Source organism: Amycolatopsis sp. NPDC114505, assembly GCF_055633615.1.
The window spans coordinates 2071560-2096526 of sequence record NZ_JBVKDV010000001.1; the positions used below are offsets into that span (position 1 = coordinate 2071560).

General features: G+C 70.7%; 21 protein-coding genes. 15 read left to right on the plus strand and 6 right to left on the minus strand.

Translation table 11 applies throughout. From position 1 onward, the window contains the following. Positions 1-5 precede the first annotated feature (5 nt). Both ACZ7OU_RS10385 and ACZ7OU_RS10390 read left to right on the plus strand, forming a co-directional pair. Positions 6-1550 (plus strand): benzoate-CoA ligase family protein, encoded by a 1545-nt coding sequence (locus ACZ7OU_RS10385; RefSeq protein ID WP_470242230.1) that lies wholly within the window; start codon positions 6-8, stop codon positions 1548-1550. Then, a complete protein-coding gene (locus ACZ7OU_RS10390; RefSeq protein ID WP_470242229.1) occupies positions 1547-2401 on the plus strand; it encodes an amidohydrolase family protein in 855 nt (284 codons plus the stop codon). The genes ACZ7OU_RS10385 and ACZ7OU_RS10390 overlap by 4 nt, the downstream gene beginning before the upstream one ends. Here ACZ7OU_RS10390 and ACZ7OU_RS10395 read toward each other — a convergent pair. Further along, positions 2393-2773 carry a VOC family protein gene (locus ACZ7OU_RS10395; RefSeq protein WP_470242228.1) on the minus strand — a complete coding sequence of 127 codons (381 nt, stop codon included), beginning with the start codon at positions 2771-2773 and terminating at the stop codon, positions 2393-2395. The genes ACZ7OU_RS10390 and ACZ7OU_RS10395 overlap by 9 nt on opposite strands. Positions 2774-2826: 53 nt before the next feature. Beyond that, positions 2827-3273, minus strand: a complete 447-nt coding sequence (locus tag ACZ7OU_RS10400) for a MarR family winged helix-turn-helix transcriptional regulator (protein ID WP_470242227.1) — start codon at positions 3271-3273, stop codon at positions 2827-2829. Positions 3274-3356: 83 nt separating this feature from the next. On the opposite strand from ACZ7OU_RS10400, the gene ACZ7OU_RS10405 reads away from it, so the two are divergent. Genes ACZ7OU_RS10405 through ACZ7OU_RS10420 form a run of 4 tightly spaced genes read left to right on the plus strand, consistent with a single transcriptional unit; the run spans position 3357 to position 6584 of the window. After that, positions 3357-4322: a ring-cleaving dioxygenase gene (locus tag ACZ7OU_RS10405; protein ID WP_470242226.1), complete on the plus strand. Its 966-nt coding sequence runs from the start codon at positions 3357-3359 to the stop codon at positions 4320-4322. Next, positions 4319-4921 (plus strand): alpha/beta hydrolase, encoded by a 603-nt coding sequence (locus tag ACZ7OU_RS10410; RefSeq protein WP_470242225.1) that lies wholly within the window; start codon positions 4319-4321, stop codon positions 4919-4921. Before ACZ7OU_RS10405 ends, ACZ7OU_RS10410 begins: the two co-directional genes overlap by 4 nt. 42 nt (positions 4922-4963) lie before the next feature. Continuing rightward, positions 4964-6103, plus strand: a complete 1140-nt coding sequence (locus ACZ7OU_RS10415) for a dipeptidase (protein WP_470242224.1) — start codon at positions 4964-4966, stop codon at positions 6101-6103. Positions 6104-6149: 46 nt separating this feature from the next. Next, positions 6150-6584 (plus strand): LapA family protein, encoded by a 435-nt coding sequence (locus ACZ7OU_RS10420; RefSeq protein ID WP_470254878.1) that lies wholly within the window; start codon positions 6150-6152, stop codon positions 6582-6584. On the opposite strand, the gene ACZ7OU_RS10425 is transcribed toward ACZ7OU_RS10420, so the two are convergent. Next, a complete protein-coding gene (locus ACZ7OU_RS10425; protein WP_470254879.1) occupies positions 6581-7402 on the minus strand; it encodes a maleylpyruvate isomerase family mycothiol-dependent enzyme in 822 nt (273 codons plus the stop codon). The two genes, ACZ7OU_RS10420 and ACZ7OU_RS10425, sit on opposite strands and share 4 nt — an antisense overlap. A gap of 72 nt (positions 7403-7474) precedes the next feature. Here ACZ7OU_RS10425 and ACZ7OU_RS10430 point away from each other — a divergent pair, with 72 nt between their 5' ends. From ACZ7OU_RS10430 to ACZ7OU_RS10470, 9 genes are all read left to right on the plus strand, one after another. Next, positions 7475-8266: an Abi-alpha family protein gene (locus ACZ7OU_RS10430; RefSeq protein WP_470242221.1), complete on the plus strand. Its 792-nt coding sequence runs from the start codon at positions 7475-7477 to the stop codon at positions 8264-8266. 6 nt (positions 8267-8272) lie between these two features. Continuing rightward, on the plus strand, positions 8273-9508 hold the full coding sequence (locus ACZ7OU_RS10435) for a DUF445 domain-containing protein (protein WP_470242220.1): 1236 nt from the start codon (positions 8273-8275) through the stop codon (positions 9506-9508). A gap of 101 nt (positions 9509-9609) precedes the next feature. Continuing rightward, positions 9610-12756, plus strand: a complete 3147-nt coding sequence (locus ACZ7OU_RS10440; RefSeq protein ID WP_470254880.1) for a patatin-like protein — start codon at positions 9610-9612, stop codon at positions 12754-12756. A 55-nt stretch (positions 12757-12811) separates the two neighbouring features. Beyond that, the gene (locus ACZ7OU_RS10445) at positions 12812-15778 is read left to right on the plus strand and encodes a patatin-like protein (RefSeq protein ID WP_470254881.1); all 2967 of its coding nucleotides are present in this window, start codon (positions 12812-12814) and stop codon (positions 15776-15778) included. A gap of 299 nt (positions 15779-16077) precedes the next feature. Beyond that, positions 16078-16590, plus strand: coding sequence for a diaminobutyrate acetyltransferase (ectA, locus tag ACZ7OU_RS10450; protein WP_470242218.1), 513 nt, complete (start codon positions 16078-16080; stop codon positions 16588-16590). Positions 16591-16605: 15 nt separating this feature from the next. Then, the gene (ectB, locus tag ACZ7OU_RS10455) at positions 16606-17859 is read left to right on the plus strand and encodes a diaminobutyrate--2-oxoglutarate transaminase (protein WP_470242217.1); all 1254 of its coding nucleotides are present in this window, start codon (positions 16606-16608) and stop codon (positions 17857-17859) included. Between the two features lie 11 nt (positions 17860-17870). Continuing rightward, on the plus strand, positions 17871-18263 hold the full coding sequence (locus ACZ7OU_RS10460; protein WP_470254882.1) for an ectoine synthase: 393 nt from the start codon (positions 17871-17873) through the stop codon (positions 18261-18263). A 28-nt stretch (positions 18264-18291) separates the two neighbouring features. Next, positions 18292-19194, plus strand: coding sequence for an ectoine hydroxylase (thpD, locus tag ACZ7OU_RS10465; protein WP_470242215.1), 903 nt, complete (start codon positions 18292-18294; stop codon positions 19192-19194). A gap of 402 nt (positions 19195-19596) precedes the next feature. Beyond that, on the plus strand, positions 19597-22347 hold the full coding sequence (locus tag ACZ7OU_RS10470; protein WP_470254883.1) for an AfsR/SARP family transcriptional regulator: 2751 nt from the start codon (positions 19597-19599) through the stop codon (positions 22345-22347). 304 nt (positions 22348-22651) lie between these two features. Here the strand turns inward: ACZ7OU_RS10470 and ACZ7OU_RS10475 are convergent, their stop codons facing one another. From ACZ7OU_RS10475 to ACZ7OU_RS10485, 3 genes are all read right to left on the minus strand, one after another. Further along, positions 22652-23320 (minus strand): DUF4190 domain-containing protein, encoded by a 669-nt coding sequence (locus ACZ7OU_RS10475; RefSeq protein WP_470254884.1) that lies wholly within the window; start codon positions 23318-23320, stop codon positions 22652-22654. Between the two features lie 250 nt (positions 23321-23570). After that, a complete protein-coding gene (locus ACZ7OU_RS10480; RefSeq protein WP_470242212.1) occupies positions 23571-24455 on the minus strand; it encodes a hypothetical protein in 885 nt (294 codons plus the stop codon). Then, a complete protein-coding gene (locus tag ACZ7OU_RS10485) occupies positions 24452-24928 on the minus strand; it encodes a DUF6932 family protein (RefSeq protein WP_470242211.1) in 477 nt (158 codons plus the stop codon). The genes ACZ7OU_RS10480 and ACZ7OU_RS10485 overlap by 4 nt, the downstream gene beginning before the upstream one ends. Positions 24929-24967: the final 39 nt, after the last annotated feature.

The following is a 24967-nucleotide window of genomic DNA, read 5'->3' on the forward strand; positions in this document are numbered from 1 at the left end:
TCTGGGTGGCGACAGGGTTCAATGCCGCGGAGTACCTGCTTTCGGCCGGGCGCCCGGACGCGACCGCGGTCGTGTCGCCCCGCCGCACGCTCACCTACGCCGAGCTGGCGGCCGAGTCGCGCCGGGTCGCGGGCGGGCTCGTCGAGCTCGGTGTGCGGCCCGAAGAGCGCGTCATGTTCTGCATGGTCGACGACGTCGAGCTGCTCACCGGCATCCTCGGCGCGATGCTGGCCGGCGCGGTCGCCGTTCCGGTGTCGACGATGGTCACCGGGCTCGAGCTGGGCAAGATGCTGGCCGACTCGCGGGCGCGCCTGCTGTGCGTGTCCGGCGAGTTCGCCGAGCAGGCCGTGACCGCGCTCGGGTTCGCGCCGGAGGTCACCGACGTCCTGCTCGACCGGTCGGACGGCGCGGGGTTCGGCGTCCGGACGCACGAGTGGTCGTCGCTGGCCGGCTCGTTCCGAAGTGGACAGACGTGGGAGGACTCGCCCGCGTTGTGGCTGTACACGTCCGGGACGACGGGACAGCCGAAGGGCGCGATGCACCGGCACGCGAGCATCCGCGCGGTGTGCGAGACGTACGCGCGCGGGGTGCTCGAGACGACGCCGGCGGACCGGTTCCTGTCGGTCCCGAAGCTCTTCTTCGCCTACGGGCTGGGGAATTCGTGCTTCTTCCCGCTCGGGGCGGGCGGGACGGCGCTGCTCGAGCCCTCGCGTCCGACGCCGGCGTTGTTCGCCAGACGCGTCCGCGAAGAGCGGCCTTCGCTGTTCTTCGCCGTTCCGACGTTCTACGCGGCGTTGCTCGCGAGCGACGTCCCGGATGACTCGTTTTCCTCGGTGCGGCAGGCGGTTTCGGCCGGCGAGCCGCTGCCCGCGTCCCTGTTCGAACGGTTCCGGGCCCGCTTCGGGCTGGAGATCCTCGACGGCATCGGGTCCACCGAGGCGCTGCACATCTTCCTGTCGAACCAGCCCGGGTCGGTGCGGCCGGGCAGCACCGGCGTCCCGGTGCCCGGGTACTCCGTGCAGATCCGCGACGAGGCGGGCGCGGTGATCGACGCCGTCGGCAAGCCGGGCGAGCTGTTCGTGGCCGGGCCGTCGACGGCGACCGGCTACTGGGCGCGGTACGACGCGACGAAGCTCGTCTTCCAGGGCGAATGGCTGCGGACCGGCGACAGCTACGTCCGGAACGAGGACGGCACCTATTCGTGCCTGGGCCGGTTCGGGGACATGCTGAAGGCGGGCGGGATCTGGGTGTCGCCGTCCGAAGTGGAGGAACGGCTGCGGCAGCACCCGGCGGTGGCCGAGGTCGCGGTCGTCGCGGCACCGGACGCCGACGGGCTCGACAAGCCGGTGGCGTGCGTCGTCGCCGCTCCCGGGGTTACGGTGGACCCGGACGAGCTGATCGAGTTCTGCCGCGAAGGTCTCGCGGCGTTCAAGCGTCCGCGAGGAGTGGTCGAACTGGCGGAACTGCCGAAGACGGCGACGGGCAAGATCCGCCGGAACGTGATCCGTGAGCAGGTCCGCGACGTCCTGCGGGTGGTGCCCAGCACGTGATCGACGGGCACTTCGTGGTGGACGCGCACGTCCACACCCCGCGGCTGCCGACGCTCAAGCCTGCCTGGACGCAGTGGGCGCACGACTTCGCGGGTTCGTACCCGTGGCGTTCGGTGTACTCCTCGGACGGTGCGGTGATCCCGTCGGCGATGGACGAGCTGATGGAGTCCGAGGGCGTCGACCGGGTGCTGCTGTTCTGCGAGTACAGCCCGCGGGCGACCGGGATTCAGCCGATCGAGGACAACTTGCCTTTGGTGGCGCACAACCCCACGCGGTTCCGGCTGGTCGCGAACGTCAATCCGTATCTGCACCACCCACCGGCGTCGGAGGTGGCACGGCAGCTGGACCTGGGCGCGGTGGCGTTGAAGATCCACCCGGTGCACGGGGCGTTCTCTCCGGCGGACAAGGAGCTGTACCCGGTCTACGCGCTCTGCGCCGAACGTGGGGTGCCGGTGATCCTCCATTCGGGAACGTCGAGCTTTCCGGGCTCTCGCACCAGTTTCGGGAACCCCGAGCTGATGTCCGATGTGGTCGAGGACTTCCCGTCGCTGCAGTTCGTCTTCGCCCACGGTGGTCGCGGGTGGTGGTACGACGTCGCGGCTTTCCTCGCACTGGCGCGCGAGAACGTCTGGCTGGACCTCGCCGGGTTGCCGCCGAAGAAGCTGCCGGAGTACTACCAGCGGTTCGACCTCGCCCGGCTGGCCGGGAAGTTCGTGTTCGGGACGGACTGGCCCGGGGTGCCTTCGGTGGCGGCCAACGTGCGGAAGCTGGCCGGGCTCGGCCTGCCCGAGGACGTCTTGACCGGCGTCCTCGGGGGCAACGCGGTGAAGCTGATGCCGGGCCTAGCCTAGGACCTCGTGCAGGCAGAGCACGTTGCCTTCGGAGTCGGTGAACCAGGCGGCCCGCTCGTTACCCAGCTCCGCGATGTGGTCGACCGTCTTCAGTCCCTCCACGTCGAAGTCCTGGAAGCGCACCCCGCGGCCCTCCAAGGCTCTGATCTCGGTCGAAAGATCCGAGACTTCGAAGCTCAACGCCGTGTTCTCGCTCTGCGCTCCGGCCGGCATGGTCCGGAGCCCGATGGCCCCCGCACCCGCCGCGAAGTACAGCGTTCCGTCTTCGCCCTTCCCCGTCTGCTTCAGGCCCAGGGAGTCCGCGTAGAAGTGGCCGGCGCGTTCGCTGTCGGTCACCGGGAGCATGGTCGTGATGGTCGATTCGGTCAGCATGGTTTCCATGGTGCGCCGCGACGCGCACCGCTGTGACCTCGACTTTTTCAACCTCAGGCGTTGAACGCGCGGAGTGTTCGCATCGCTTCCGCGAGTGCCGGCGCGTCGTCACCCAGCGGGGTCAGCACGATGCGGCGCAGGATCTCCGCCGCCGTGGTCCTGGCCTTGTTCGCCATGTCCAGGCCGTGGTCGGTCAGCGCCGCGAACGTGACGCGGCGGTCGTCCGGGCTCGGGACACGGCAGATCAGGTCCGCCGCCACCAGGCGGTCGGCCACCTTCGTGAAGCCGCCGCTGGAGAGCGCCGCCTCCGTGGCCAGCTTGGTCATCGGCATCCGGTGGTCGGGCGAGCGGACCAGGCGCAGCAGGATGTCGAACGACGCGGGTGCGAGGCCGAGGCGGTCGGCGATCTCGCCCATCAGCTTGTCCTGCGTGGCCAGGTAGCCCTCGATGACCAGGCCCCACCACGTGACGATCTCATCGTCGTCGGTCTTCGGATCCACCGGCTCAGCCTACCGGAAAGTCTGTACGGAATATATCTTGCTCGCAAGAGGTTCTGCGGTTACCTTGAAACCAGGAGGCAACCATGGCGATCAAGACGTCCGGCCTGCACCACGTCACCGCGATCGGCGGCGACCCGCAGCGCAACGCCGACTTCTACCTGCGGACCCTGGGCCTGCGGCTGGTGAAGACCACCGTGAACTTCGACGACCCGGGCACCTACCACCTCTACTACGGCGACAGCGCCGGCAAGCCGGGCTCGCTGATGACCTTCTTCCCGTGGCCGGACGCGCCGAGCGGCCGTCACGGCACCGGTCAGGCGACGACCACGTCGTTCTCGATCCCCGAATCCTCCCTCGGCTGGTGGAAGCAGCACTTCGCGGCGAACGGCGTCGAGACCGGCGAAGTCCGCAACGCCGACAACGAAGACACGCTCACCTTCCGTGATCCCGACGGCCTGAAGCTCGCCCTCGTCGCGCACCCGCAGGGCGACCCGCGCGACCCGTGGGACACCGAGCTGGTCCCGGCCGAGCACGCGGTCCGCGGCCTGCACTCGGTGACGCTGTCGGTGAACAAGGAGGACGCCACCGCCGGCATGCTCACCGACGGCCTCGGCCTCAGCTTCGCCACCCAGGACAGCAATCGTTTGCGGTTCGCCGCCGGCGAGGGTGGCCCGGGCGCGCTGGTCGACGTCCTCGTGACGCCGGACGCGCCGCGCGGCCTGGTCGCCGCGGGCACCGTGCACCACGTCGCCTGGCGCGCGCCCGACGAAGAGACGCAGAAGACCTGGCGCGAAGAGCTCGTCGACCAGGGCGTGCACGTGACGTCCATCCTGGACCGCCAGTACTTCCGCTCGATCTACTTCCGCGAGCCGGGCGGCACGCTGCTGGAGGTCGCGACCGACGAACCCGGCTTCGCCATCGACGAGCCGCTGCTGGAACTCGGTCGCGCGCTCAAGCTGCCGCCGTGGCTCGAGCCGCGCCGCGACGAGATCCAGCACATGCTGCCCAAGCTCAACCTCCCCGCCGAGAACAACCCGGAGCTGTCATGACGCTGGCGCACAAGTACGTCGAAGGGGTGCCGGACGCGCCGCTGCTGCTCCTGCTGCACGGCACCGGCGGCAGCCCCGACGACCTGCTCGGCCTGGCACGCGAGCTGAGCCCGGACTCCGCCGTGCTGGCCCCGGCCGGCCCGGTGTCCGAGTACGGCGCCGCGCGCTGGTTCCGGCGGCTGGCCGAGGGCGTGTTCGACCACGAAGACGTCGTCAAGCGCGCGAACGAGCTCGCCGACTTCGTCCTCGAAGCCCGCGAGAAGTACGGGCTGGGTGACCGGCGGCTCGTCGCCGTCGGCTTCTCCAACGGCGCCAACATCGCGGCCGCGGTGACGCTGCTGCGGCCGGAGGTCGTCCGCGAAGCCGCACTGTTCGCGGCGATGTCGCCGGTGCCGGAGCCGCCGTCGCACGACCTGTCCGGCTCCCGCGTCTTCCTGGCGAACGGCGAACACGACCCGATGGCGCCCCTGGCGTCCACGGAGGAGCTGATCGGGCTGCTGCGGGAGCGCGGGGCCGACATCGTCACGCAGCGCCACCCCGGCGGGCACCAGATCACGGTGGACGGCGTCCGCGCGGCCGCGAAGTGGATCGCGCCCTGACGTTTGTACGGAGCGTATATCGGCTCGCCCTACGATCGGGCGATGACTAACGAGGCACTACAGCGTGCTACGAAACTGCTGGACGGCGTCATCCTCGCCGACGGGCACAACGACCTGCCGTGGGAGCTGCGGCAGCACGGCGGCCCGAACCCGGTCGAGGCGGCCGCGTCGCTCGACCTGACCGTCCGGCAGCCTGCCCTGCACACCGACTTCCCGAAGCTCGCCGACGGGAAGCTCGGGATGCAGTTCTGGTCGGTGTACGTGCCCTGCGAGTTCGAAGGCCACAGCGCCGTGACCGCGGTCCTCGAGCAGATCGAGGTCGTCCACCAGCTGGCCGAGCGCTACCCCGGCCGGCTCCGGCTGGTCGACACCGCGGACGAGGCCGAAGCCGCGTTCGCCGACGGCCGGATCGCGTCGCTGCTGGGTGCCGAGGGCGGGCACAGCATCGCCGAGTCGCTCGGCGTGCTGCGGATCCTGCGCCGCCTGGGCGTCCGGTACATGACGCTGACGCACAACTTCAACACCACCTGGGCCGACTCGGGCACCGACGAGCCCGAGCACGGCGGGCTCACCGAGTTCGGCCGCGACGTCGTGCGCGAGATGAACAAGATCGGGATGATGGTCGACCTCTCGCACGTCGCGCCGTCGACGATGCGGGCGGCGATCGAGGTCAGCTCGGCGCCGGTGATCTTCAGCCACTCCTCCTGCCTCGCGGTGAACGACCACCCGCGCAACATCCCCGACGACGTCCTCGCGCAGCTGCCCGGCAACGGCGGCGTCGCGATGACCACGTTCGTGCCGGCGTTCATCTCGCCGAAGGTCACCGCGTGGGACCACGAGCTGAAGGCCGCGATGGAGGCCGCCGGCAAGGAGTACCGGAACCTGGCCCAGCGCGGCGAGTTCGTGAAGGAGTGGGACGGCCCGGTCAAGCCGAAGGCCACCGTCGACGACGTCGTCGCGCACGTCGAGCACGCCCGCGAGGTCGCCGGGATCGACCACATCGGCCTCGGCGGCGACTACGACGGCGTCGGCACGCTGCCGGAGGGGCTGGAGGACACGTCCAAGTACCCGGTGTTGTTCGCGGCGCTGCTCGAACGCGGGTGGAGTGACGAGGACTGCGCGAAGCTGGCCGGGAAGAACACGCTCCGCGTACTCCGGGAGGTCGACGGCTTCGCCCGTTAGGGGGTTTGGCTCAGCGCTCCCCGCGTCCCGGACGGACACTGGTCACATGACGCACGCGCGCGGGGGCGCGGCCGACCGCCCCACCGGCCCGACACACCACGACCTGCCCGGGAACGAGGTGCCCGAGGGCGCCCTCGAGCCCGCCGAACTGCGCGCCGGCGACGTCCGGCCCGGCGCCGAGGAGGTCACGCCGGTGCGCCCGGCCCCGGCCCGGACCAGCGCGGCCACCAAGAAGCGCTCCCGGCCGACGCGGATCAGCGGCACCTGGGTCGCGGTCATCGCCGGGCTGGTGGTGCTGGTGGTGCTGCTGGTCTTCATCCTGCAGAACCTCGACCCGGCGACGGTGCACTTCTTCGGCGCCGAGGGCAGCCTGCCACTGGCGATCGCCATGCTGTTCTCAGCCATCGGCGGCGCGGTACTGGTCGCCCTGATCGGCGGGGCCCGGATCCTGCAGCTGCGGAAGCAGGCCCGTCGCCGCTAGACGATGATCGAGGTCATCGTCAGGACCTGCGCGCAAACGTTTTCGTCGCCGGTCGTGCGGACGCGGCCGACGTCGGCGGCGCTGCGGGTGCAGAGCCGCCAGAACGTGTCCAGGTCCGTCGTCACGGTGGCCAGCGGGGTGCGGGACGGCGGTGCGCCGCGGTCGAGCGTCCAGCCGTCGCGCTCGCGGCGGGCGTACCACCTGCCGGCGCCGGTGACCGTGTAGCCGACCTGCTTGCCGACGCGCGCGTCGACGTCGCGCAGGGTGTGCGGCAGTGCGCGGACGAACGTGTCGGCGATCGGCTCGGCGTACTCGGCCTCCAGCGACGTGTGCTCCAGCGCTTCGCGGATCTGCACGTGGTGGACCCAGAACTCCGAATAGTCGCGGGCCGCGTCGAGCCAGCGCGGAGCCGGCTCGTCGCCCGCCCAGCTCACCGGCCCGTCGAGCACGTCGAGGTCCAGCTTCGCCCAGTACTCGGTCGTCTGGCCCATGAACTCGTACATCATCGTGAGCAGTACGTCCGTCGAGAGACGGCGGCACGCGACGACCCATTCTTCGTTGATCCGGTCGATGAACCGGGGGAACGCCTCACCCGGGCGGGGGGCTTCGGAGGCGTGCCCGTCGCGGCCGCGGGACAGCCGGCCGACCTTGTCGCCGAGCAGGTGGGCGGCGAGGTCCTTGACCGTCCAGCCCGCGCACATCGTCGGACGCTCCCAGTCCTCGGGGGTCAGCGCGCCGAGCAGCGTCATCAGCGCCTGTTCTTCTTTTGAGAAGTACGGGAGGACGTCGATCGGCGGGCCCCAGCGCGTCGGACTCATGTGGGCATCCAAACACCTCCATCCGGCCTACCCGCAGGTAGCATCAGCCCGGACGCAGAGGGGAGTGGGCTCGTGAACGCAGAGCGACCGAACGGCCGGGGCACCGGGGACGAGGTGGCCGACCTGGCGCGGCGCGCCGGGCAGCTGGCCGGCTGGGCCGCGCGCACCGGGTTCGCGCTGGGCCGCAAGCTCCCCGGCGTCGAGACCGCCGAACGCGGGGTGCGGCAGGTCGAGCGGCAGCTGCTGGCCGAGCTGCGCCGCCGTCTCGACGAGGTCGACGACCCGTACCACGCGGCCCTGACGGCGGCGTCCGCGATGAACCGCCCGGCGGTGCCCGGCAAGGTCGAAGCCACCGTCACCATCGTGCCCGCGCGCGACAACCACGCCGAGCCGCTGCGCGCCGCGATGGCCGAGCTGCTCAACCACTCCATCGGCTTCGGCCGCGAGCGGGCGCGCGAGTACTTCTACGCGATCATCCTGCGTCAGCTGACCCCGGACGAGGCGCGCATCCTGTCCGCGCTGTCGGACGGCTCGCCGTTCCCGGTGATCGACGTCGTCGAGCGCACCGGCCTCGGCGGCAGCGGGCGCGTCGCGCTGCGCAACGCCTCGACGGTCGGCAAGGCGGCCGGGGTGTCGCTGCCCGACCAGGTGCCCGGGTACGTCACGCGGCTGATCGGGCTGGGGCTGGTCGACCTCGACGAAGAGGTGCCGTCGCTGGAGACGCAGTACGAGATCCTGCTGACCGACGAGACCGTGCGTGACGCGGAGAAGCACGTCAAACGCGCGAAGTACGTCCGGCGGACGATCCACGTCTCGCGCCTGGGGGCGCAGTTCTGGCAAGCCTGCGACCCGAGCTTCGGCTGACCGGGGATGGGGTCGTTCCTCGCCGGCATCGTCGCCGACTTCGCGCAGCACTGGCCCCTCTACGTCTCGATCCCGATCGTCGCCGCGCTGATCGGCTACGGCACCAAGCTCGTCGCGATCCGGATGATGTTCCAGCCGGTGGAGTTCATCGGGATCAAGCCGTTCCTCGGCTGGCAGGGCATCGTGCCCAAGCGCGCGGCGCGGATGGCGAGCATCGCCTGCGACACGATGACCGAGCAGCTGATCAAGCCCGCCGAGGTCGTCGCGCGCCTGGACGCGTCCCGGATCGCCCAGGAGATCGAGAAACCGCTGCTCGCGGGCGTCGAGGACATCGTCCGCGAGGTGGCCGGGCACTACCAGCCGGGGCTGTGGGAGTCGCTGCCGGTGCGGGTCCAGCGGCTGGTGATCGAGCGCGTCCAGCACGAGTCGCCGCGGATGGTCGCGGCCGTGCTCGACCTGATCAAGTCCGATGTGGACAGTGTGTTCGACCTCAAGGGCATGGTCGTCACCAGCCTGGTCAAGGACAAGCGGCTGCTGAACCGGATCTTCCAGGAGGCGGGCGCGAAGGAGTTCAAGTTCATCGCCCGCTCCGGCCTGGTCTTCGGCGGCGCGATCGGCGTGATCCAGATGGTCGCGTGGGTGCTGTTCAAGTTCCCGCTGATCATGCCGCTGTTCGGCCTGTTCACCGGCTGGTTCACCGACTGGCTGGCGCTGCGGATGATCTTCTACCCGATCGAGCCGCGCAAGTACTTCGGCGTCACGTGGCAGGGGCTGTTCCTCAAGCGCCGCGCGGAGGTCGCGGAGGCGTACGGCTCGTTGATCGCCCAGGAGATCATCACCCCGCACAACGTCATCGAGGCGATCCTCCACGGCCCGCTGTCGGACCGGGTGCTGGCGCTGATCCAGCGCCAGCTCGACCGCGAGCTCGGCAGCGTCGCGAGGCCGTTGCTGGTCTTCGCGGTGGGCAGCCGGAAGTACCAGGACGTGAAGCTGGCGATCGCGGAGCAGATCATGAACCGCCTCCCGGAGACGATGCGGTACATCGAGGACTACGCGACCGACGCGATGGACATCCGCAACGTCCTGGTGTCGAAGATGAAGGAGCTCTCCCCGCACGAGTTCGAGCGGCTGCTCCGGCCGGCCTTCGAACAGGACGAGTGGATCCTGATCGCGACGGGCGCGGTGCTGGGCTTCGCGGTCGGTGAGGGGCAGGTGCTCTTGCTGGAGCACCTCGCGGCCTGACGGCGGAACAACTCCACCCGAACGGCCGTACACCCGGACGTATCCCTGCGCTCACCTTGCGCCTCTACTCTGCGTCAGTACGACGACGGGCGGGGGAGCCCATGGCTGAGACGACGGAGACGCAGGCGGATGTGCTGCCCAGGCAGGAGATCCGGCTCGCGATGACCATGGTCGGCGGTGCCAGCCTCGCCGTCTGGATGGGCGGCATCGCGACCGAGACCTCCCAGCTGCTCCGAGAGGCACGAGGCAGTGTGGCCCCCGGCAAGTACCGGAAGCTGACCGGCCTGCTCCGGGCGGACGTCTCGGTCGACGTCCTGACCGGGACGAGCGCCGGGGGCATCAACGCCGCCTGCCTCGGCCTCGCGGAGGCGTACGACTCCAGCCCGGAGGTCTTGCGCGACACCTGGATCTCGACGGGCTCGCTCGACAACCTCACCCGTGACCCCGCCGAGCCCGAGCCGCGGTCGCTGCTCGACGGCGACCGCGTCCTGCTCGACGGCGTCCGCTGCGCGCTCGACCAGATCAAGGGGAACGGCCCGGGACCGGCGGCGGGCACGCCGGATCTCACCGTGCTGCTCACCGGAACCATGATCGACGGCGAGAGCGCCCGCTACCAGGACGCGCTGGGCAACCTGGTGCGGGACACCGACCACCGCATGCTGTTCCGCTTCCACGGCGAGCAGTGGCGGTCGGGGCAGGTCCTCGGACCGCTCGCGCTCGCCGCCCGGTCCACCGCCTCCTATCCCGGTGCGTTCGAGCTGTCCCGGGTGCCGATCGGTACCGGGCAGGTGGACGAGAAGCACCCGGACATGAAGCCGTACACCAAGCTCAGCCGCTCGCACTGGGTGACCGACGGCGGGGTGTTGCTCAACAAGCCACTCCGGCCGGCCCTGGAGGAGATCTTCGCCCGGCCCGCCGCTTCCGACGTCCGGCGGCTGCTGCTGTACGTCGTCCCGACCGGGGAGCGGGAGGCCGTCGCGAAGCCGTGCGACGCCGACGACTTCCCGATGCTGACCAACACGATGGGCAAGGTCGTCACCGCGGTGATGAGCCAGTCCATCAGTTCCGAGCTCGAGGAGCTCTCCCGGCACAACGCCGGTGTGGTGCGGACCAGGGACACCCGGGTCGTCCTGGCCGGGCTCGGGCTGCGCGGTGGCGCCGAGTCGTTGATCGACGAGCAGCTGTTCCGGGCCTACCTCGAACGGCGGACGGCCGACGACGCCGCGAAGCTGGTCGAGCTCGCCGCCCTCCGGTACGCGCAGTCCCGTGTGGACAGTCCGGAGCTGCAGTGGTCCACCGGGATGTCGGCGACCCTGCGCGACAAGGCCGCCGAGGCGCTGACGAGCGCGATCAAGCTCGATCCGCCGCGGATCCGGATGCCGGTGGAAGCGCTGCTGACCTACCGCACTTCCGCCCTCGCCGACGCCGTCGCGACCGGACTCCAGCTGATCAACGCGGCTTTCCTGCTGGGCCCGGACACGGCCGACGCCGCAGTGTTGAACGACGCCAAAGCGAAGCTGCACGATGCCCGGAAGAGCGCTGCCCGGAAGCAGGGGCTGGACGAGTGGCTCTCGGCGCAGCCGAAGCCGAAACCGGAGCGGACGCTCGAAGAGTGGGTCGGAGAGCTGGCCGGAGGATGGGCCGCGGCCGTCGACGTGGACGGCCTCGCCCGTGCCTGGTCTTCCGTCGTCGACGCGCTCCGGACCACGGCACCCGCCTTGCGCCGCCGGGTCGATGCCCGCCCCGACGAACACGAGGTCGTCAAGACACTGCTGGACTGGCTCGAACTCGAAGGGGAAACCGGCGACGAGGTCGTGCAAGCGCGGTTGCTCGCCCTGCACGTGGCCGGCCGAGGGCTGCTGGCGGACGCACCCGCCGTCGACCAGCGAGCCGATCTCGTGCAGGTGAGCGCCGACTCGCGGACGCTGCTCGACATGGAGCGGCGGCGCTCGTGGGAGAAGCTGACGGGGATGCAGGCGGGCTACTTCGGCGCCTTCTACAAGGCTTCCTGGCGCGCGAACGACTGGATGTGGGGCCGGATCGACGGAGCGGGCTGGCTCATGCAGGTGCTCCTCGACCCGGCCCGGCTGCGGAACCTCGCCGTCCTCGCCGGTGAGGACGTGTTCCGCGAGCAAGTGCGCGAGACCTTCGACGAGATCGGTTGGTGCCCGCCGCGCGAGGCGGACCACCTCAGCCCGGCGGCTGTCGCCGAGCTGAAGGCCCAGCTCGGCGTGGAACTGGGCTTCCTCGGGCTCGACGCGCAGCTGAAGCCGGTCGAGTACGCCGCTGAAGTGCCCGAAAGCATGCCGGTGACCGCGCTGGTCCTCGCCAGGGCACGGCAGCTGGAGATCGCCCGCGCCGAGCTTCCGGTCGTGTGGCGGCACGCGGACGCCGACGTCGTCACGGCGAAGGCCGGCGCCAAGAAGTCGAAGGCTTTCCGCGCCATGGCCGAACCGGACCCGAAGACCGGGAACGCGGTGTTCCCGCTGGACAGCGACGACCGGACGCAGGGAGTGTTCCAGGCGTGCCGCGTCTCGGCCGAACGGATCTCGGACGAGCGGGGCACTCCGCTGCTGGTCAAGACCGTGATCAAGCTGGCCGCGGCCGGGGTCAACGCGGCGGCCGCGACCGTGCCGCCGTCGACGCCGAAGGCCGCGCGGTCGATGGTCGCCGCCGTCCGCGCGACCGCTCGCAGCACCTGGCGGATCACCAAGGGCGCCATGGCGCTGAAGACACCGGGAACGATCGCGGCCGCGGTCCTCGCCCTCGTCGCGGGGGTGCTGATGGGCGGCAACGGCAATGCGATCGTGGGGCTGATCGGGCTGCCGGTGCTGGCCGGCGGGGTGGTCTTCGTCGTCGTCAACGTGCTGCTGATGGCCAAGAAGTCCCCACTGGTCGTGCTCTACCTGCTGGGCCTGCTCGTGGTGCTCGGCCTGGTGCTCGCCCCGTTCCTGCCGGTGCTCGCGCAGCCGTTCTTCGGCTGGCTCGCCTCGGTGGCCGACGGTTGGGGCCGGGGCCGCGCGGCGGTCGCGTGGGTCGTCTTCGTGGTCGTCCTGCTGCTGCCGTGGGTCGTCCCGCCACTGGGCGCGCTGTGGCGGCGCATCCGCCCGGGCGACCGTCCGGCTGAGCCCGCGATACCGGCGAAGACGGCGTCGGTTGCCGGGGTCGTCCTGACGGCCCAGGCCTCCGTCGCTCGTCCGGACACCGCACCGGCGGCCCCGGACCCGGCCGCCGAATCCTCGTCGTGAGCGCTGCTTCGGCGAGCTGGTGGTCATCCGAGATGCCGATCCGGTGGGGGAGTGCATGCCTGAGACCGCGGAACCGTGGCAGCAGGAGATCCGCCTGGCGATGACGATGGTGGGCGGCGCCAGCCTCGCCATCTGGATGGGTGGCGTCGCCACCGAGACGTCGCAGTTGCTGCGCGAGTCGCGCGGTGACGCGGAGCCCGGCCTGTACCGCAAGCTGCTCGACCTGCTGCGCGCCTCCGTGTCGATCGACGTGCTGACCGGGACCGGCGGCGGCGGCATCAGCGCCGCCTGTCTCGGCCTGGCGGAGGCCTTCCGCTCCACACCGGGTGTGCTGCGGGACACCTGGATCGAGGTCGCCTCGCTGGAGAACCTCGCGCGGGACGCCAGGGATCCCCAGCCCCGATCGGTGCTCGACGGCGATCGGGTCCTCCTGGGCGACTTGGGATCGGCCCTGCGCGACATCACCGGCAGCGGCACTCTGCCTGCCGAGCCGCCGGACATCACCGTGCTCCTCACCGGCACGGTGATCGACGGCGAACCGAGGCGACTCGACGACGCGTTGGGAAACCTGGTGCGCGACACCGAGCACCGGATGCTCTTCCGCTTCGACGGTCCATTGTGGACCAAAGGCGTGGAGGGGCCGCTGGCGCTCGCCGCGCGCTCCACCGCGTCGTTCCCGGGTGCTTTCGAGCTGTCCCGGGTACCGATCGGAAGCGCCGGTGTCGACGAGCTGCACCCCGACATGTCGGCGTACACCGAGCTGGTGCGTTCGCATTGGCTCACCGACGGAGGAGTACTGCTCAACAAGCCGATCCGACCGGCGCTGCGAGAGATCTTCGAGCGGCCCGCGCACGCGGACGTCCGCCGGCTGCTGCTCTACGTCGTGCCCACGGGCGAACCGGAGGCGGTCGCGCTGGGGGCCGATCCGCTGAGCCCGCCACTGCTGTCGACCGCGCTCGGAAGAGTCGTCGCCACCGTGATGAGCCAGTCGATCAGTGCCGAGCTGGACGAGCTGACCCGGCACAACGACGCCGTCGTCCGGGCGAGGGACTCCCGGGTATCACTGGCGGCCATCGGGTTGCGCGGCGAGCCCGAGGAGCTGGTCGACGCGCGGCTCGCGGTCCAGTACCTGGAACGGCGGACCGCCGAAGACGCCGTCGAGCTCGTCCGGGTCGCCACCCGGCGTTTTACCCTGTCCGCGGTGGACAGCCCGGATCCGGCGTGGGTGTCCGGCCTGTCGTGGCAGTTGCGCGCGGCCGCCGTGGCCGGGTTGGTCAGCGGCGTCCCGATCGAGCCCCCATCGGCGAGCATGGCCGTGGCGGACCTCGTCGGCTACCGGACGAGCGCGCTCGACGACGCGGTGGCGACCGGCTTGCAGCTGATCAACGCGGGTTTCCGGCTCCAGCCGGCACTCGCACAGGCGCAGGCGCTCAACGACGCGCGGGCGATGCTGCACACCGCACGGCGGGAGGCGGCACGGAGCGTACGGCTGGCGCCGTGGGTCATCGCCCACGAAGGGCCGGGTGCGGGCACCACCCTCGAATTGTGGATCCGTGAGCTGGCCCAGGAGTGGGCCGGGCTCGGCCGCTCCGCCGGGCTCGTCCGGGCCTGGCCGATGGCCGTCGCGGCGTTGCGGGCCGCGGCTCCGACGTTGCGGTCGCTCGTGGACGAGAGGACGGAGTCGTCCCCCGGCACGGTCACGACGCTGCTGGACTGGCTGGAGCTGGATTCCGGCGGCGACGACGTCGTCCAGGCCCGGCTTCTCGGCCTGCACGTCGCGAGTCGCGGGCTGCATGCCGAGCTACCGTCGGTGGATCAGCGTGTCGATCTCGTGCAGGTCAGCGCGGACTCCCGGACGTTGCTCGACCTGTCGCGGCATCGAGCGGCCGACAAGCTGACCGCCATGCAGGCGGGCTACTTCGGCGCGTTCTACAAGTCGTCGTGGCGCGCCAGCGATTGGATGTGGGGGCGGGTCGACGGCGCCGGTTGGCTGGTGCAGTGTCTGCTCGATCCGGTGCGGCTGGAAACCCTGCGTGACTTCGTGGGGCCAGAGGCGTTCCGGGGTGAGTTCAAGGCCGCGTTGGAAGACCTCTGGCGCAAGCCGGAAGCGACGGACAACTGCTCCCCGGAAGAGGTTCAGCAGCTCTGCCTCCAGTTGGCCGCGGAGCTGGCGTTCCTGGGGCTCGACGCCGATCTGAACCCCGTCGAGTTCGGGGCCGAACGGCCGGTCAGCCTCCCGGTGACCGCGATGGTGCTGGCGCGAGCGCGCCAAGCGGAGATCGCGGCGGAGGAGATCCCGGTCGTGGCGCAACGGGCACTGCACGACGTCAAGTACGGCGGAGCGAGCGGGACCGCGTCGGCGGCCTTCCGGTCGAAGGCCGCCCGCTTGCCCGCCGATGCGGCGACCGCTCAGCAGCTGTTCCAGGTGTGTCAGGTCTCGGCGGAAACGCTCGCCGGCGAGCAACGGACCCAGCAGCTGACGCGGACGCTGCTGCGCCTGGGCGCGGCCTCGGTGAACGTGGGCACCCTCGCGTTCCGGCTCCCCGAGGGGTGGCCCGAGAAGGTCGGCGGCGCACTGCGAGCTCTTTTCAAGATCGTCGCGACGATATCCGCGAACGCGGTTCGGCTCGGCTCGCAGGGGCCGATCGTCGCCGCCACGTTGGCTCTGCTGGCAGGGCTGGCGCTCGGGAACAACGGTGGCCTCGTGTTCGAGCTGATCGGCTTGCCGGTGCTCGCGGGCGCCGTCGTGTACCTGGCGACGGCCCTGCTGACGATGGGCAGGACCTCGCGCCGGGTCTTCGCGGCCCTGGGCGCACTGGTGGTGACGGCGCTGCTGCTCGCCGCTTTCCTGCCGCTGCTCAGGCAGCCGCTCTTCGGCTGGCTGGGGAACGTGGTCGCCGGCTGGCGGCGCGGGGACGCCCCGGTGTGGTGGCTCGTCGTCTCCGGCGTGGTGGTGCTGCCCGCCGTGGTGATACCAGTGCGAAGGATCTGGCGCCGGCTGCGACACCGGCGCGGCGCCTGATCCGGACGATCCACCGTCGCGGGGGCCGCTGAGCGGGAGACGTCCGGTCAAGGGCGCCGCTCGTGCGGACTCGTGCGGAATACGGCCCGTCGCCTTGCGATCACGGGCTCGAAGGTTCAGGGTGCGGGTAGGTCGCGAACCACGGGTGCGCGACCCAGCCGCGCGTATGCCCCGGGACCGTCCACTTCAAACAGGTTTGTGGGACTCCTCACCGGGTACCCCGCGTCGCCCCAGGTCATTGCGGGGTCGGTGAGCTGCGTCGCTGGCAGGTCGAAAATTCTCTGTTACGTTTCCTGAGTATGTCCGTAACGCACTTGATCGAATCGCCGACCAAGGCGGACGGCGCGGAGCTGTGGCGAATCGCGCGCGATTCCGCCAAGCTCGATCTCAACTCGCCGTACGCATACATGCTGTGGTGCCGCGATTTCGCCGAGACTTCGGTGGTCGCGCGTGAAGACGGCAAGGCGGTCGGATTCGTGACCGGCTACCGCCGGCCGCAGGAACCCGGTGTCGGGTTCGTCTGGCAGGTCGCGGTCGACGCGTCGCAGCGGGGAAAGGGCCTGGCCGGCACGCTGCTGGATGCGCTGTACACGCGGCTGGTCGCCGACGGGGTGCGTTACCTCGAGACCACCATCACCCCGGACAACGAAGCGTCCATCCGGCTGTTCACCTCCTTCGCGAAGCGCTGGGAGGCGCCGGTGGAAACCACGGTGCTGTTCGCCGGTGCGGATTTCCCCGGCGACGGTGAACACCTACCGGAAGAGCTTTACCGCATCGGTCCGCTCACGGCACGCAAAGATCCGGGCGAGTAGGAGAAAAGAAACGTCATGAGCATCTTCGAAGAGCTCGAATCCGAGGTCCGCAGCTACAGCCGCGGCTGGCCGGTCGTGTTCGACCGCGCCCAGGGCAGCCATCTCTACGACGAGAGCGGGAAGTCCTACCTGGACTTCTTCGCCGGAGCCGGCGCGCTGAACTACGGGCACAACAACCCGCGGCTCAAGCAGGCGCTGATCGACTACATCCAGCGTGACGGCGTCACCCACGCGCTCGACATGTTCACCGTGGCGAAGCGCGACTTCCTGCAGACCTTCCGCGACAAGATCCTCGACCCGCGCAACCTGAACCACAAGGTCGTGTTCCCGGGTCCGGGTGGCGCGAACGCGGTCGAGGCGGCGCTGAAGCTGGCGCGGAAGGTGACCGGCAAGGAGTCGGTCATCAACTTCACCAACGCCTTCCACGGCATGACGCTGGGCGCGCTGTCGGTCACCGGCAACTCGATGAAGCGCGGCGGCGCCGGCGTCCCCCTGGTGCACGCCACCCCGATGCCGTACGACGCGTACTTCGACGGCGCGATGCCGGACTTCCTCTACTTCGAGAAGCTCCTCGAAGACTCCGGCAGCGGGCTCAACGAGCCGGCTGCGGTGATCGTCGAGGGCGTGCAGGGCGAGGGCGGCATCAACGCCGCGCGCCTGGAGTGGCTGAAGGGTCTCGACGACCTCTGCAAGCGCCACAACATCCTGCTGATCCTCGACGACGTCCAGATGGGCTGCGGCCGCACCGGCCCGTTCTTCAGCTTCGAGGAAGCCGGGATCACGCCGGACATCATCTGCCTGTCGAAGTCCATCAGCGGCTACGGCCTGCCGATGGCGCTGACGCTGATCAAGCCGGAGCTCGACGTCTGGGAGCCGGGTGAGCACAACGGCACCTTCCGCGGCATCAGCCCCGCGTTCGTCACCGCGACCGAGGCGATCAACGCCTACTGGAGCGACGACGAGCTCGAGAAGTCGACCAAGGCGAAGGGCGAGCGCATCGCCGCCGCCTTCTCCGGCATCGTCGAGGCCTACCCGGACGCGAACCTGGCCGCCAAGGGCCGCGGCCTCGCGCGTGGCCTGGAGTTCGAGAACGGCGACCTGGCCGGCCGGGTCTGCGCCGAGGCGTTCGCGCGCGGCCTGCTGATGGAAACCTCCGGCCCCGACGGCGAAGTCATGAAGCTCCTGCCGCCGCTCACCCTGACCGACGACGAACTGACCCAGGGCCTCTCGATCATCGACGAATCGATCAAGGCCGTCCTCAAGAAGTAAAGGAGTACGACGTGCTCGTCCGCACCCTCGACGACGTCACCGACACCGACGCCGACATCAAGACCCCGAACTGGCGCAGCAAGCGCATCATCCTGGCCAAGGAGGGCGTCGGCTTCTCGGTGCACGAGACCACGCTGTACGCGGGAACTGTCAACGACTTCTGGTACGCGAACCACATCGAAGCCGTGTTCATCACCTCCGGTGAGGGCGAGATCGAAGACCTCGCCACCGGCAAGGTGTACGAGCTCAAGCCCGGGACGCTGTACCTGCTCAACGACCACGACAAGCACCAGGTCCGGCCGCGGACCGAGATCAAGTGCGTGTGCGTGTTCAACCCTCCGGTGACCGGCCGCGAGGTGCACGACGAGAACGGCGTGTACCCGCTGGTCGTCGAGGAAGCGTAAGAGCAGCGAGGAAACAGGAGGCGAAGCCGTGACGCTGACGGACACCCGGGTCGACGACGGTTACCCGACCCGGATCACCGGTACGCCGGCCCACCTGCCGCGCGTGCACCCCACGGTGTGGGGCACCGAAGCCGACGGTCCGATCGACGCCGCCACGCTGGCGAACCACGAGACCAACGGCTACACCGTGGTCGACGACCTGCTCTCCGTCGGGGAGGTCCAGGCGTACTGGCAGGAGCTGGTGCGGCTGTCCTCCGACAAGGAGCTCGCCCGGGACGAACGCGTGATCAGCGAGGCGCGCACCGGTGAGGTCCGGTCGATCTTCGACGTCCACGAGATCTCGGGCCTGATCGCCGAGCTGGTGCGCGACCCGCGCGTGCTGGACCGGGCCCGGCAGCTGCTCGGTTCCGACGTGTACGTGCACCAGAGCCGCGTCAACTACATGCCGGGGTTCAAGGGCACGGGCTTCTACTGGCACTCGGACTTCGAAACCTGGCACGCGGAGGACGGCATGCCGTCGCCGCGCGCGGTCAGCTGCTCCATCGCGCTCACGGACAACTACCCGTTCAACGGCGGCCTGATGATCATGCCGGGCTCGCACCGGACGTTCGTCCAGTGCGCCGGCGAGACGCCGGACGACAACTACAAGGCGTCGCTCAAGGACCAGCGGGTGGGCGTGCCGAGCGAGGACGACATCACGAAGATGGCGGCCGAGCACGGCATCGACCAGTTCACCGGCCAGGCCGGCTCGGCCCTGTGGTTCGACTCGAACATCATGCACGGCTCGGGCAACAACATCACCCCGTACCCGCGCTCGAACATCTTCCTGGTGTTCAACAGCGTGGAGAACGCGTTGCAGGAGCCGTTCGCGGCGAGCACACCGCGGCCCGCGTTCATCGCCGGCCGCGACTCGACCCCGATCTCGCGCTAGGTCACAACCCACCGGTGACGGACTCGGTGCGCTTTGTTACCGTGTCGCCACCGTGCGAGCGTGTGGCCCGCGCGACAGACGTCTTCGCGGACGATCGGCGGGTGCTTCGCTCGGGGTGAGCTCACCCGCCCGGTCGCCTTCGAAGACGACGGGTGGACCGCGCCCCCTGGCGGCCCAGCCGGGAGTTTTACGACGACCCCGTACCAGCGGATCGGGACCGCTGGTACGGGGTCGTCTCACGTCCCGGGTGACGCTCCGCCGGTGGATGTCGCACCCCGTCCCACTCGGCGCTGCGGAATCCGCAGAACGGCCAAAACTCCTGGTACCGGCCCCCTTCGACAACCCGTCACCACGGTAGGTTGATTTCGCGCGAGGGAGACCCCCGGGGAGGTGGGCGCGAGCATGGCCGAATGCCGGTTCCAGCTGCTCGGGCCCGTCCAGCTCTTCGACGGCGACGTCGCCGTCCCGATCGGCGGCCCCGGCGTCCGCGGGCTGCTCGCCCTGCTCGCGCTCAAGCCGGGCAAGGTCGTCGGGCTCGACGAGATCATCGACGCGCTCTGGGGCCACGACCCGCCCGCCACCGCCCGGACCATCGTCCACGGCAACGTCTCCCACCTGCGGCGCATCCTGCGGGACATCGACGGCCCGAGCATCCTGACCACCCCGCCGGGCTACCGGCTGGACGTCGACCCCGACCGGATCGACGTCCACCGGGCGCGCACCCTGCTCGACACCGCGTCGCCGGCCAGCCCGGAGGTCGCCGCCGCGCTGCTCGCCGAGGCACTCGCGCTCTGGCAGGGCCCGGCGCTCGGCGGCGTGCCCGACTCGTTGCGGGCGCCCGAGCTGGAGGACCTCCGCCTGGCCGTGCACGGTGCCCGCGTCGACGCCGACCTCGACCTCGGCCGGCACGCCGAGCTGATCGTCGAGCTGAGCCCGATCGTCCGCGCCGATCCCCTCGCCGAGCGGACCGCCGGCCAGCTCATGCGGGCGCTCTACCACGCCGGGCGCCGCGGGGACGCGCTCGAGCTGTACCGGACCGTCTCGCGCGCCACCCTCCGCACGCTGGGCGTCGAACCCGGCGCCGAGCTGCGCTGGCTGCACGAGCGCGTGCTCAACGACGACCTCCCGGCGCGCGGCTCCGCCGCCACCCCGGCCACGGCCGCCGAGCCGGGCAAGCCGATCTCACAGCTGCCCGCCGCGGTGCCGAGCCTGGCCGGGCGCGCCGACGAGCTGGCCTGGCTCGACAGCTTGGTCACCCGCGCCGAGGCCGGCGAGACGACGATCGCGATCGTCACCGGGACCGCCGGGGTCGGCAAGAGCAGCCTCGTCGTGTGGTGGGCGCACCGCGTCGCGGCGCGGTTCCCGGACGGCGTCCTGTTCGCGTCGCTGCGCGGCTTCGACCCGCACCACCCGCCGCTGGAACCCGCCGAGCTGCTGACGCAGTTCCTGCTCGGCCTCGGCGTCGAGACGGCCAAGATCCCCGAGCTGCTGCACGAACGCGTCGCGCTCTACCGGTCGCTGATCGCCGGGCGCCGGATGCTGGTGCTGCTCGACGACGCCCGCACCGCCGAGCAGGTGCGCCCGCTGCTGCCGCCGAGCGCGCGGACGATGACGGTGGTGACCAGCCGGTCGCGCCTCGACGGGCTGGCCGTGTCGAACGCGGCCAAGCAGCGCGTGCTCGGCACGCTCGCGCCCGAGGACGCCGTCCGGCTCATCGAGGAGCTCGCCGGCCCGGCCGGGCACAACCACACGCTCGCCCGGCTCTGCGGCTACCTCCCGCTCGCCCTGCGGATCGCCGGCGCGCGGCTCTCGGCGAGTCCGCAACGGACCGCGGAGGAGCTCGTCGACGAGCTCGGCAACGAGCGGACGCGGCTGGCCGGGCTGCAGGTCGACGGCGCCGACGACGGCGTGCGCGCCGCGTTCGACGTCTCCTTCCGCGGCCTGCCGGGCGAGATCGCCGAGACGTTCCTGCAGCTCGGCGCGGTGCCCGGGGTGATGGTCGGCCCGCACCTGATGGCCGCGGTGGCGCAGATCCCGGTCGTCGAGGCCCGGCGGCGGCTGCGCGCGCTGGCCGCGCACAACCTGATCGCCGAGACCGCGCGGGACGTCTTCGCCCCGCACGACCTCGTCTGGCTCTACCTGCGCGAGCTCGCGGAACAGGAGCTCGGCGAGAAGGAGCGCGACGAGACGGTCGGCTGGACGGTCCGCTACTACCAGGCGGTGGCGGACCGCGCGCGGCGCCGGCTGGGCCACGTCGCCGACCCGCTCGACTTCACCGGCGTGCTCGCCGACGAGGCGATGCCGCCGCTGGACGGCTTCGCCGCGGCGCAGGACTGGTTCGCGACCGAGTGGCCGAACCTGCTCGCGGCCCTCGACGCCGCGTACGCCGCGGGCCGCTACGACGACGTCTGGCGGCTGGCGCGGATCGGGCACGGCTACCGCGTCGCGTGCCCGCTGCTGGACGAGTGGTCGCGGATGGCCGACCTCGGTGTCGCCGCCGCCGAAGCCGCGGGCGACGTCGCCGGGCAGTGCTGGCTGCGGCTCGCGCGGTGCGAGATCGCGCTGACGTTCGACCTGCCGGGCTTCGGCCTGGCCGACGCCGAGCGGGCGCTGGAGCTGTCCGCCGGGCAGGCGGACGAGCGGCTGGTCACCTCGGTCGACCTGCACCTCGGCCGCGCCCTGAGCCGGCGCGGCGAGCACGAGAAGGCCATCGACCGGCTGGCCAAGGCGATCGCGGAGGCTTCGGACGTCACTTTGCGAGGCCAGGCTCTCGGCAGCTGCGCGCAGGCGGAGAAGCGGGCGGGCCGCCTGCCCGACGCGATCGCCCACCAGCTCGCGGGACTGGCGATCGACCGCTCGCTCGGCGACGACCACCGCGTGGTCGTCTCGCTGGACAAGCTGGCCGAGCTCAGCCTGCGGGCGGGCGACCTGGAGGCGGCGGAGCGGTACGTCTGGGAGGCGATCGACCTGGCGATCAGCCGGGAGTTCGCGGCCCGCGAGGGCGCGCTGCGGCTGACGCTGGGCCGGGTGCTGCGGGCCCGCGGTGATCTCGACGGCGCTCGGGAGCAGCTGGCGTTGTCGGTGCGCATTTACGAGCGGGTGCACCCGAAGCTGGTCGGTGAGGTCCGGACCGAGCTCGCCGAACTGCAGTGAAGATTTCGCGTGACAACTTTCCGGCGGTGATCCACATTCATGGGGATAAATGCCGGTTGCGAATGGATCACGACCCGGCTTCCGGGGTCGATCCTTAGTGGATTCTTAGTGGCCCCGGGCGGCGTCCGCGTAGGTTCGGCAGTGCCGGCTGAGCCCTAGGGGAGGGGCAGGCTGAGACGCCGGCGCCGGGCCCCGTGCGGGAAAACCCCGCCGGGGCCGGGAGCCGCCAGGAGCGGCTCGTGACGGCCCGGCCGGCCGACTTGGGGGTAGGCCGGCCGGTCGTCAGGCTCCCGGTCGTCGCAGGTCAGCTCACGTTCGCCGTGCAGAGCGCGATCGTCGTCCCGCTGTTTTCCGCGACCTTCTTGCCGTCGACCAGAATGGCGCAGCTGATTTCGTTGTTGAGCTGTGAATTGCGGGTGTCGGCGGTCAGCGTCAACAGGTACGAACCATTGTTGTAGGACGCCGCGCCCTCCCACGCGTCGGTGCTGGCCGGCGCGTTCTCCGTCCGCTGGTCCGACAGGCTGCCGAAACGCACGGTCGCGCCGCCGGCGGAGGTCACCTGGAACGTCACGGTGTGCTTGTCCCCGGCCGTCGCGGGCAGGTGCAGCCCGGACTCGCCACCGCCGAGGAAGGTCGAGTACGCCAGCATCCCGCCCGTCGAGAGCAGCGCGGCGACCGAGACCGCGGTGGCGGTGATCGCCAGCCCGCGATCGCCCGCCGTCCCCTTCTTGACCTGGGTCAGCCCGACGACCGCCAAGACCAGCCCGATCGCGCCCAGCGGCCACGCGACGAACCCGATGTCCGGGACGAACGCGACGACCAGGGCGGCCACGCCGAGCACCAGGCTCACGATCGCGAGGATGTTCCGCCCCGGCTTCGCGTTCGCCTGACGACGCTCCGTGGCCGTCACCGGTGGCGCGGGCCGTCCGTGGCGCGCGGCGGTCGGCGGCGGGTACTGCGGGTCGGTCATCATGCGGACCCCTTCGGGTGGGAGTGCGACGACGTTAACCCATAAGAGTGCCCCCGAACGAAATTGTTACATTCTGGAAAAAGTCATTGTCCCACCATTTCGCGGCAGGTGTCGGTATTTCCTGACAACGTGCGCAGGGTGTGGCCGGGTGATCAATGGGAAGAATATCGGGGTTCCCACTGTTTCCGTGGCCGGGCGGCCTACGACGACCGTCGGTTCCGGTGTTCAAGACGAAAGTCGCAAGCCGGACTTCTCAGTCGAAAAGGCTCACTTCGGGAGTGATTTCGAGGAGCTCGAAAACGGGACGGCCGCGGCGGCCGTCGATCGTCGTCGTGCGCACGACGCGCAGCCGGGCGGTCACCGGGCGGTCGAGGTTCTCCTTGATCTCGTCGAGCAGGTCGGGCGCCACGGCGCCCTGGATCGTCCCGCCCGACTCGCGGTCGAGGTAGAAGATCCGGCGCCGGGTGCGGACGCCGTCGAGCCGCCCGCGCACCGTCTCGTAGCCGACCTCCTCGCGCGACTCACGGAGGCTGCCCTGCAGGATCCGGGCCTGCTCGGTGGTCATGCTGCGGGTGACCTGCTCGCCCGACGTCGGCGTCAGCGCCATCCCGATGCCGGCGTTCTTCGCGACGGCGTTGACGATGTCGCTCACGGCGTTGCGGACGGTGTCGCGCTGCAGCAGCACGGCGTCGAGCGCGCCGTCGTCCGAGCCGTTCGCCGGCAGGAAGTCGCACAGCTCCTTGACCGCGCGCTCGGACAGCGTCTCGATGCCGTCGACGATCAGCGCGTCGTCGACGGCGTCGAGCTCGGGGAAGCCCAGGAAGATCGCGTTGCCCGCCTGGCCGCGCTGGATCAGCGGCGCCTTGTCGCGGTCGGCCTGCTGGACGATCGTGACCTCGCCGGACGGGTTCCGGATGATGTGCCCGATCTTGGCCGTCGCGTCCTGCAGCGCGCGGCTGATGTCGGAGAAGGTGTAGGCGTCGATGCTCTGCTCGCCGATCACCGAGACGTGCAGCAGCGGCGAGCGGGACGTCCGCTCGAACTTGGCGTTCGCCGCCATCGCCGAGGCGCGCGCGAGGTCGTCGAGCCACGTGCCGCCGGGGATCTCGTCGGCGATGCGCCGGAACTCGTTCCTCACCAGATCATCTCCGGGTAGCCCCTGCCGCCTTCGGCCCAGACCTCGGCCCAGACGTCTTCGTCGCCGGGACGGCACAGGAAGCCGTCCAGCATCCCACCGACCGGCTGGACCTGGTCGAGGTACATCGCGGGCTGCCCGACGATCACCCCGCGCAGGGTGAGCAGGCCGTACAGCGCGGACCGGCCGGCGTCGTCGAGCCGCTTGAGCGCGCCCCACTCGTCCGGGATGAGGACGACGTCGAGGCCGCGCGGCGGGTGGGCGGTCCGGGTGATGAGCTCGCCGCCGACCCAGGCCCGGCCGGTCGGCATGATCCGCCGGGCGACGCCGAGGTAGCTGTTGAGCGCGCTGAAGAGGATCTCGCGCTCGTTCTGGTGCGGGGCGTCGAAGACCAGGCGTTCGTAGACGTCGGCGAGGTCGCAGGCGTGGCGGCCCGGCGGCAGAACCTGCTGGGGCGTCCAATGGGGGAGCGTCACGCCACCCCCTCCTCGGCCTCGCTCACAGTGCGTAGCCGA

Excerpts from the sequence above, each read along its gene's own strand:
- ACZ7OU_RS10395 (WP_470242228.1), bottom strand. The coding sequence starts at position 2,773 with ATGCTGACCGAATCGACCATCACGACCATGCTCCCGGTGACCGACAGC.
- ACZ7OU_RS10405 (WP_470242226.1), top strand. The coding sequence starts at position 3,357 with ATGGCGATCAAGACGTCCGGCCTGCACCACGTCACCGCGATCGGCGGC.
- ACZ7OU_RS10410 (WP_470242225.1), top strand. The coding sequence starts at position 4,319 with ATGACGCTGGCGCACAAGTACGTCGAAGGGGTGCCGGACGCGCCGCTG.
- ACZ7OU_RS10415 (WP_470242224.1), top strand. The coding sequence starts at position 4,964 with ATGACTAACGAGGCACTACAGCGTGCTACGAAACTGCTGGACGGCGTC.
- ACZ7OU_RS10420 (WP_470254878.1), top strand. The coding sequence starts at position 6,150 with ATGACGCACGCGCGCGGGGGCGCGGCCGACCGCCCCACCGGCCCGACA.
- ACZ7OU_RS10425 (WP_470254879.1), bottom strand. The coding sequence starts at position 7,402 with ATGAGTCCGACGCGCTGGGGCCCGCCGATCGACGTCCTCCCGTACTTC.
- ACZ7OU_RS10435 (WP_470242220.1), top strand. The coding sequence starts at position 8,273 with ATGGGGTCGTTCCTCGCCGGCATCGTCGCCGACTTCGCGCAGCACTGG.
- ACZ7OU_RS10440 (WP_470254880.1), top strand. The coding sequence starts at position 9,610 with ATGGCTGAGACGACGGAGACGCAGGCGGATGTGCTGCCCAGGCAGGAG.
- ACZ7OU_RS10445 (WP_470254881.1), top strand. The coding sequence starts at position 12,812 with ATGCCTGAGACCGCGGAACCGTGGCAGCAGGAGATCCGCCTGGCGATG.
- ectA (WP_470242218.1), top strand. The coding sequence starts at position 16,078 with ATGTCCGTAACGCACTTGATCGAATCGCCGACCAAGGCGGACGGCGCG.
- ectB (WP_470242217.1), top strand. The coding sequence starts at position 16,606 with ATGAGCATCTTCGAAGAGCTCGAATCCGAGGTCCGCAGCTACAGCCGC.
- ACZ7OU_RS10470 (WP_470254883.1), top strand. The coding sequence starts at position 19,597 with ATGGCCGAATGCCGGTTCCAGCTGCTCGGGCCCGTCCAGCTCTTCGAC.
- ACZ7OU_RS10475 (WP_470254884.1), bottom strand. The coding sequence starts at position 23,320 with ATGATGACCGACCCGCAGTACCCGCCGCCGACCGCCGCGCGCCACGGA.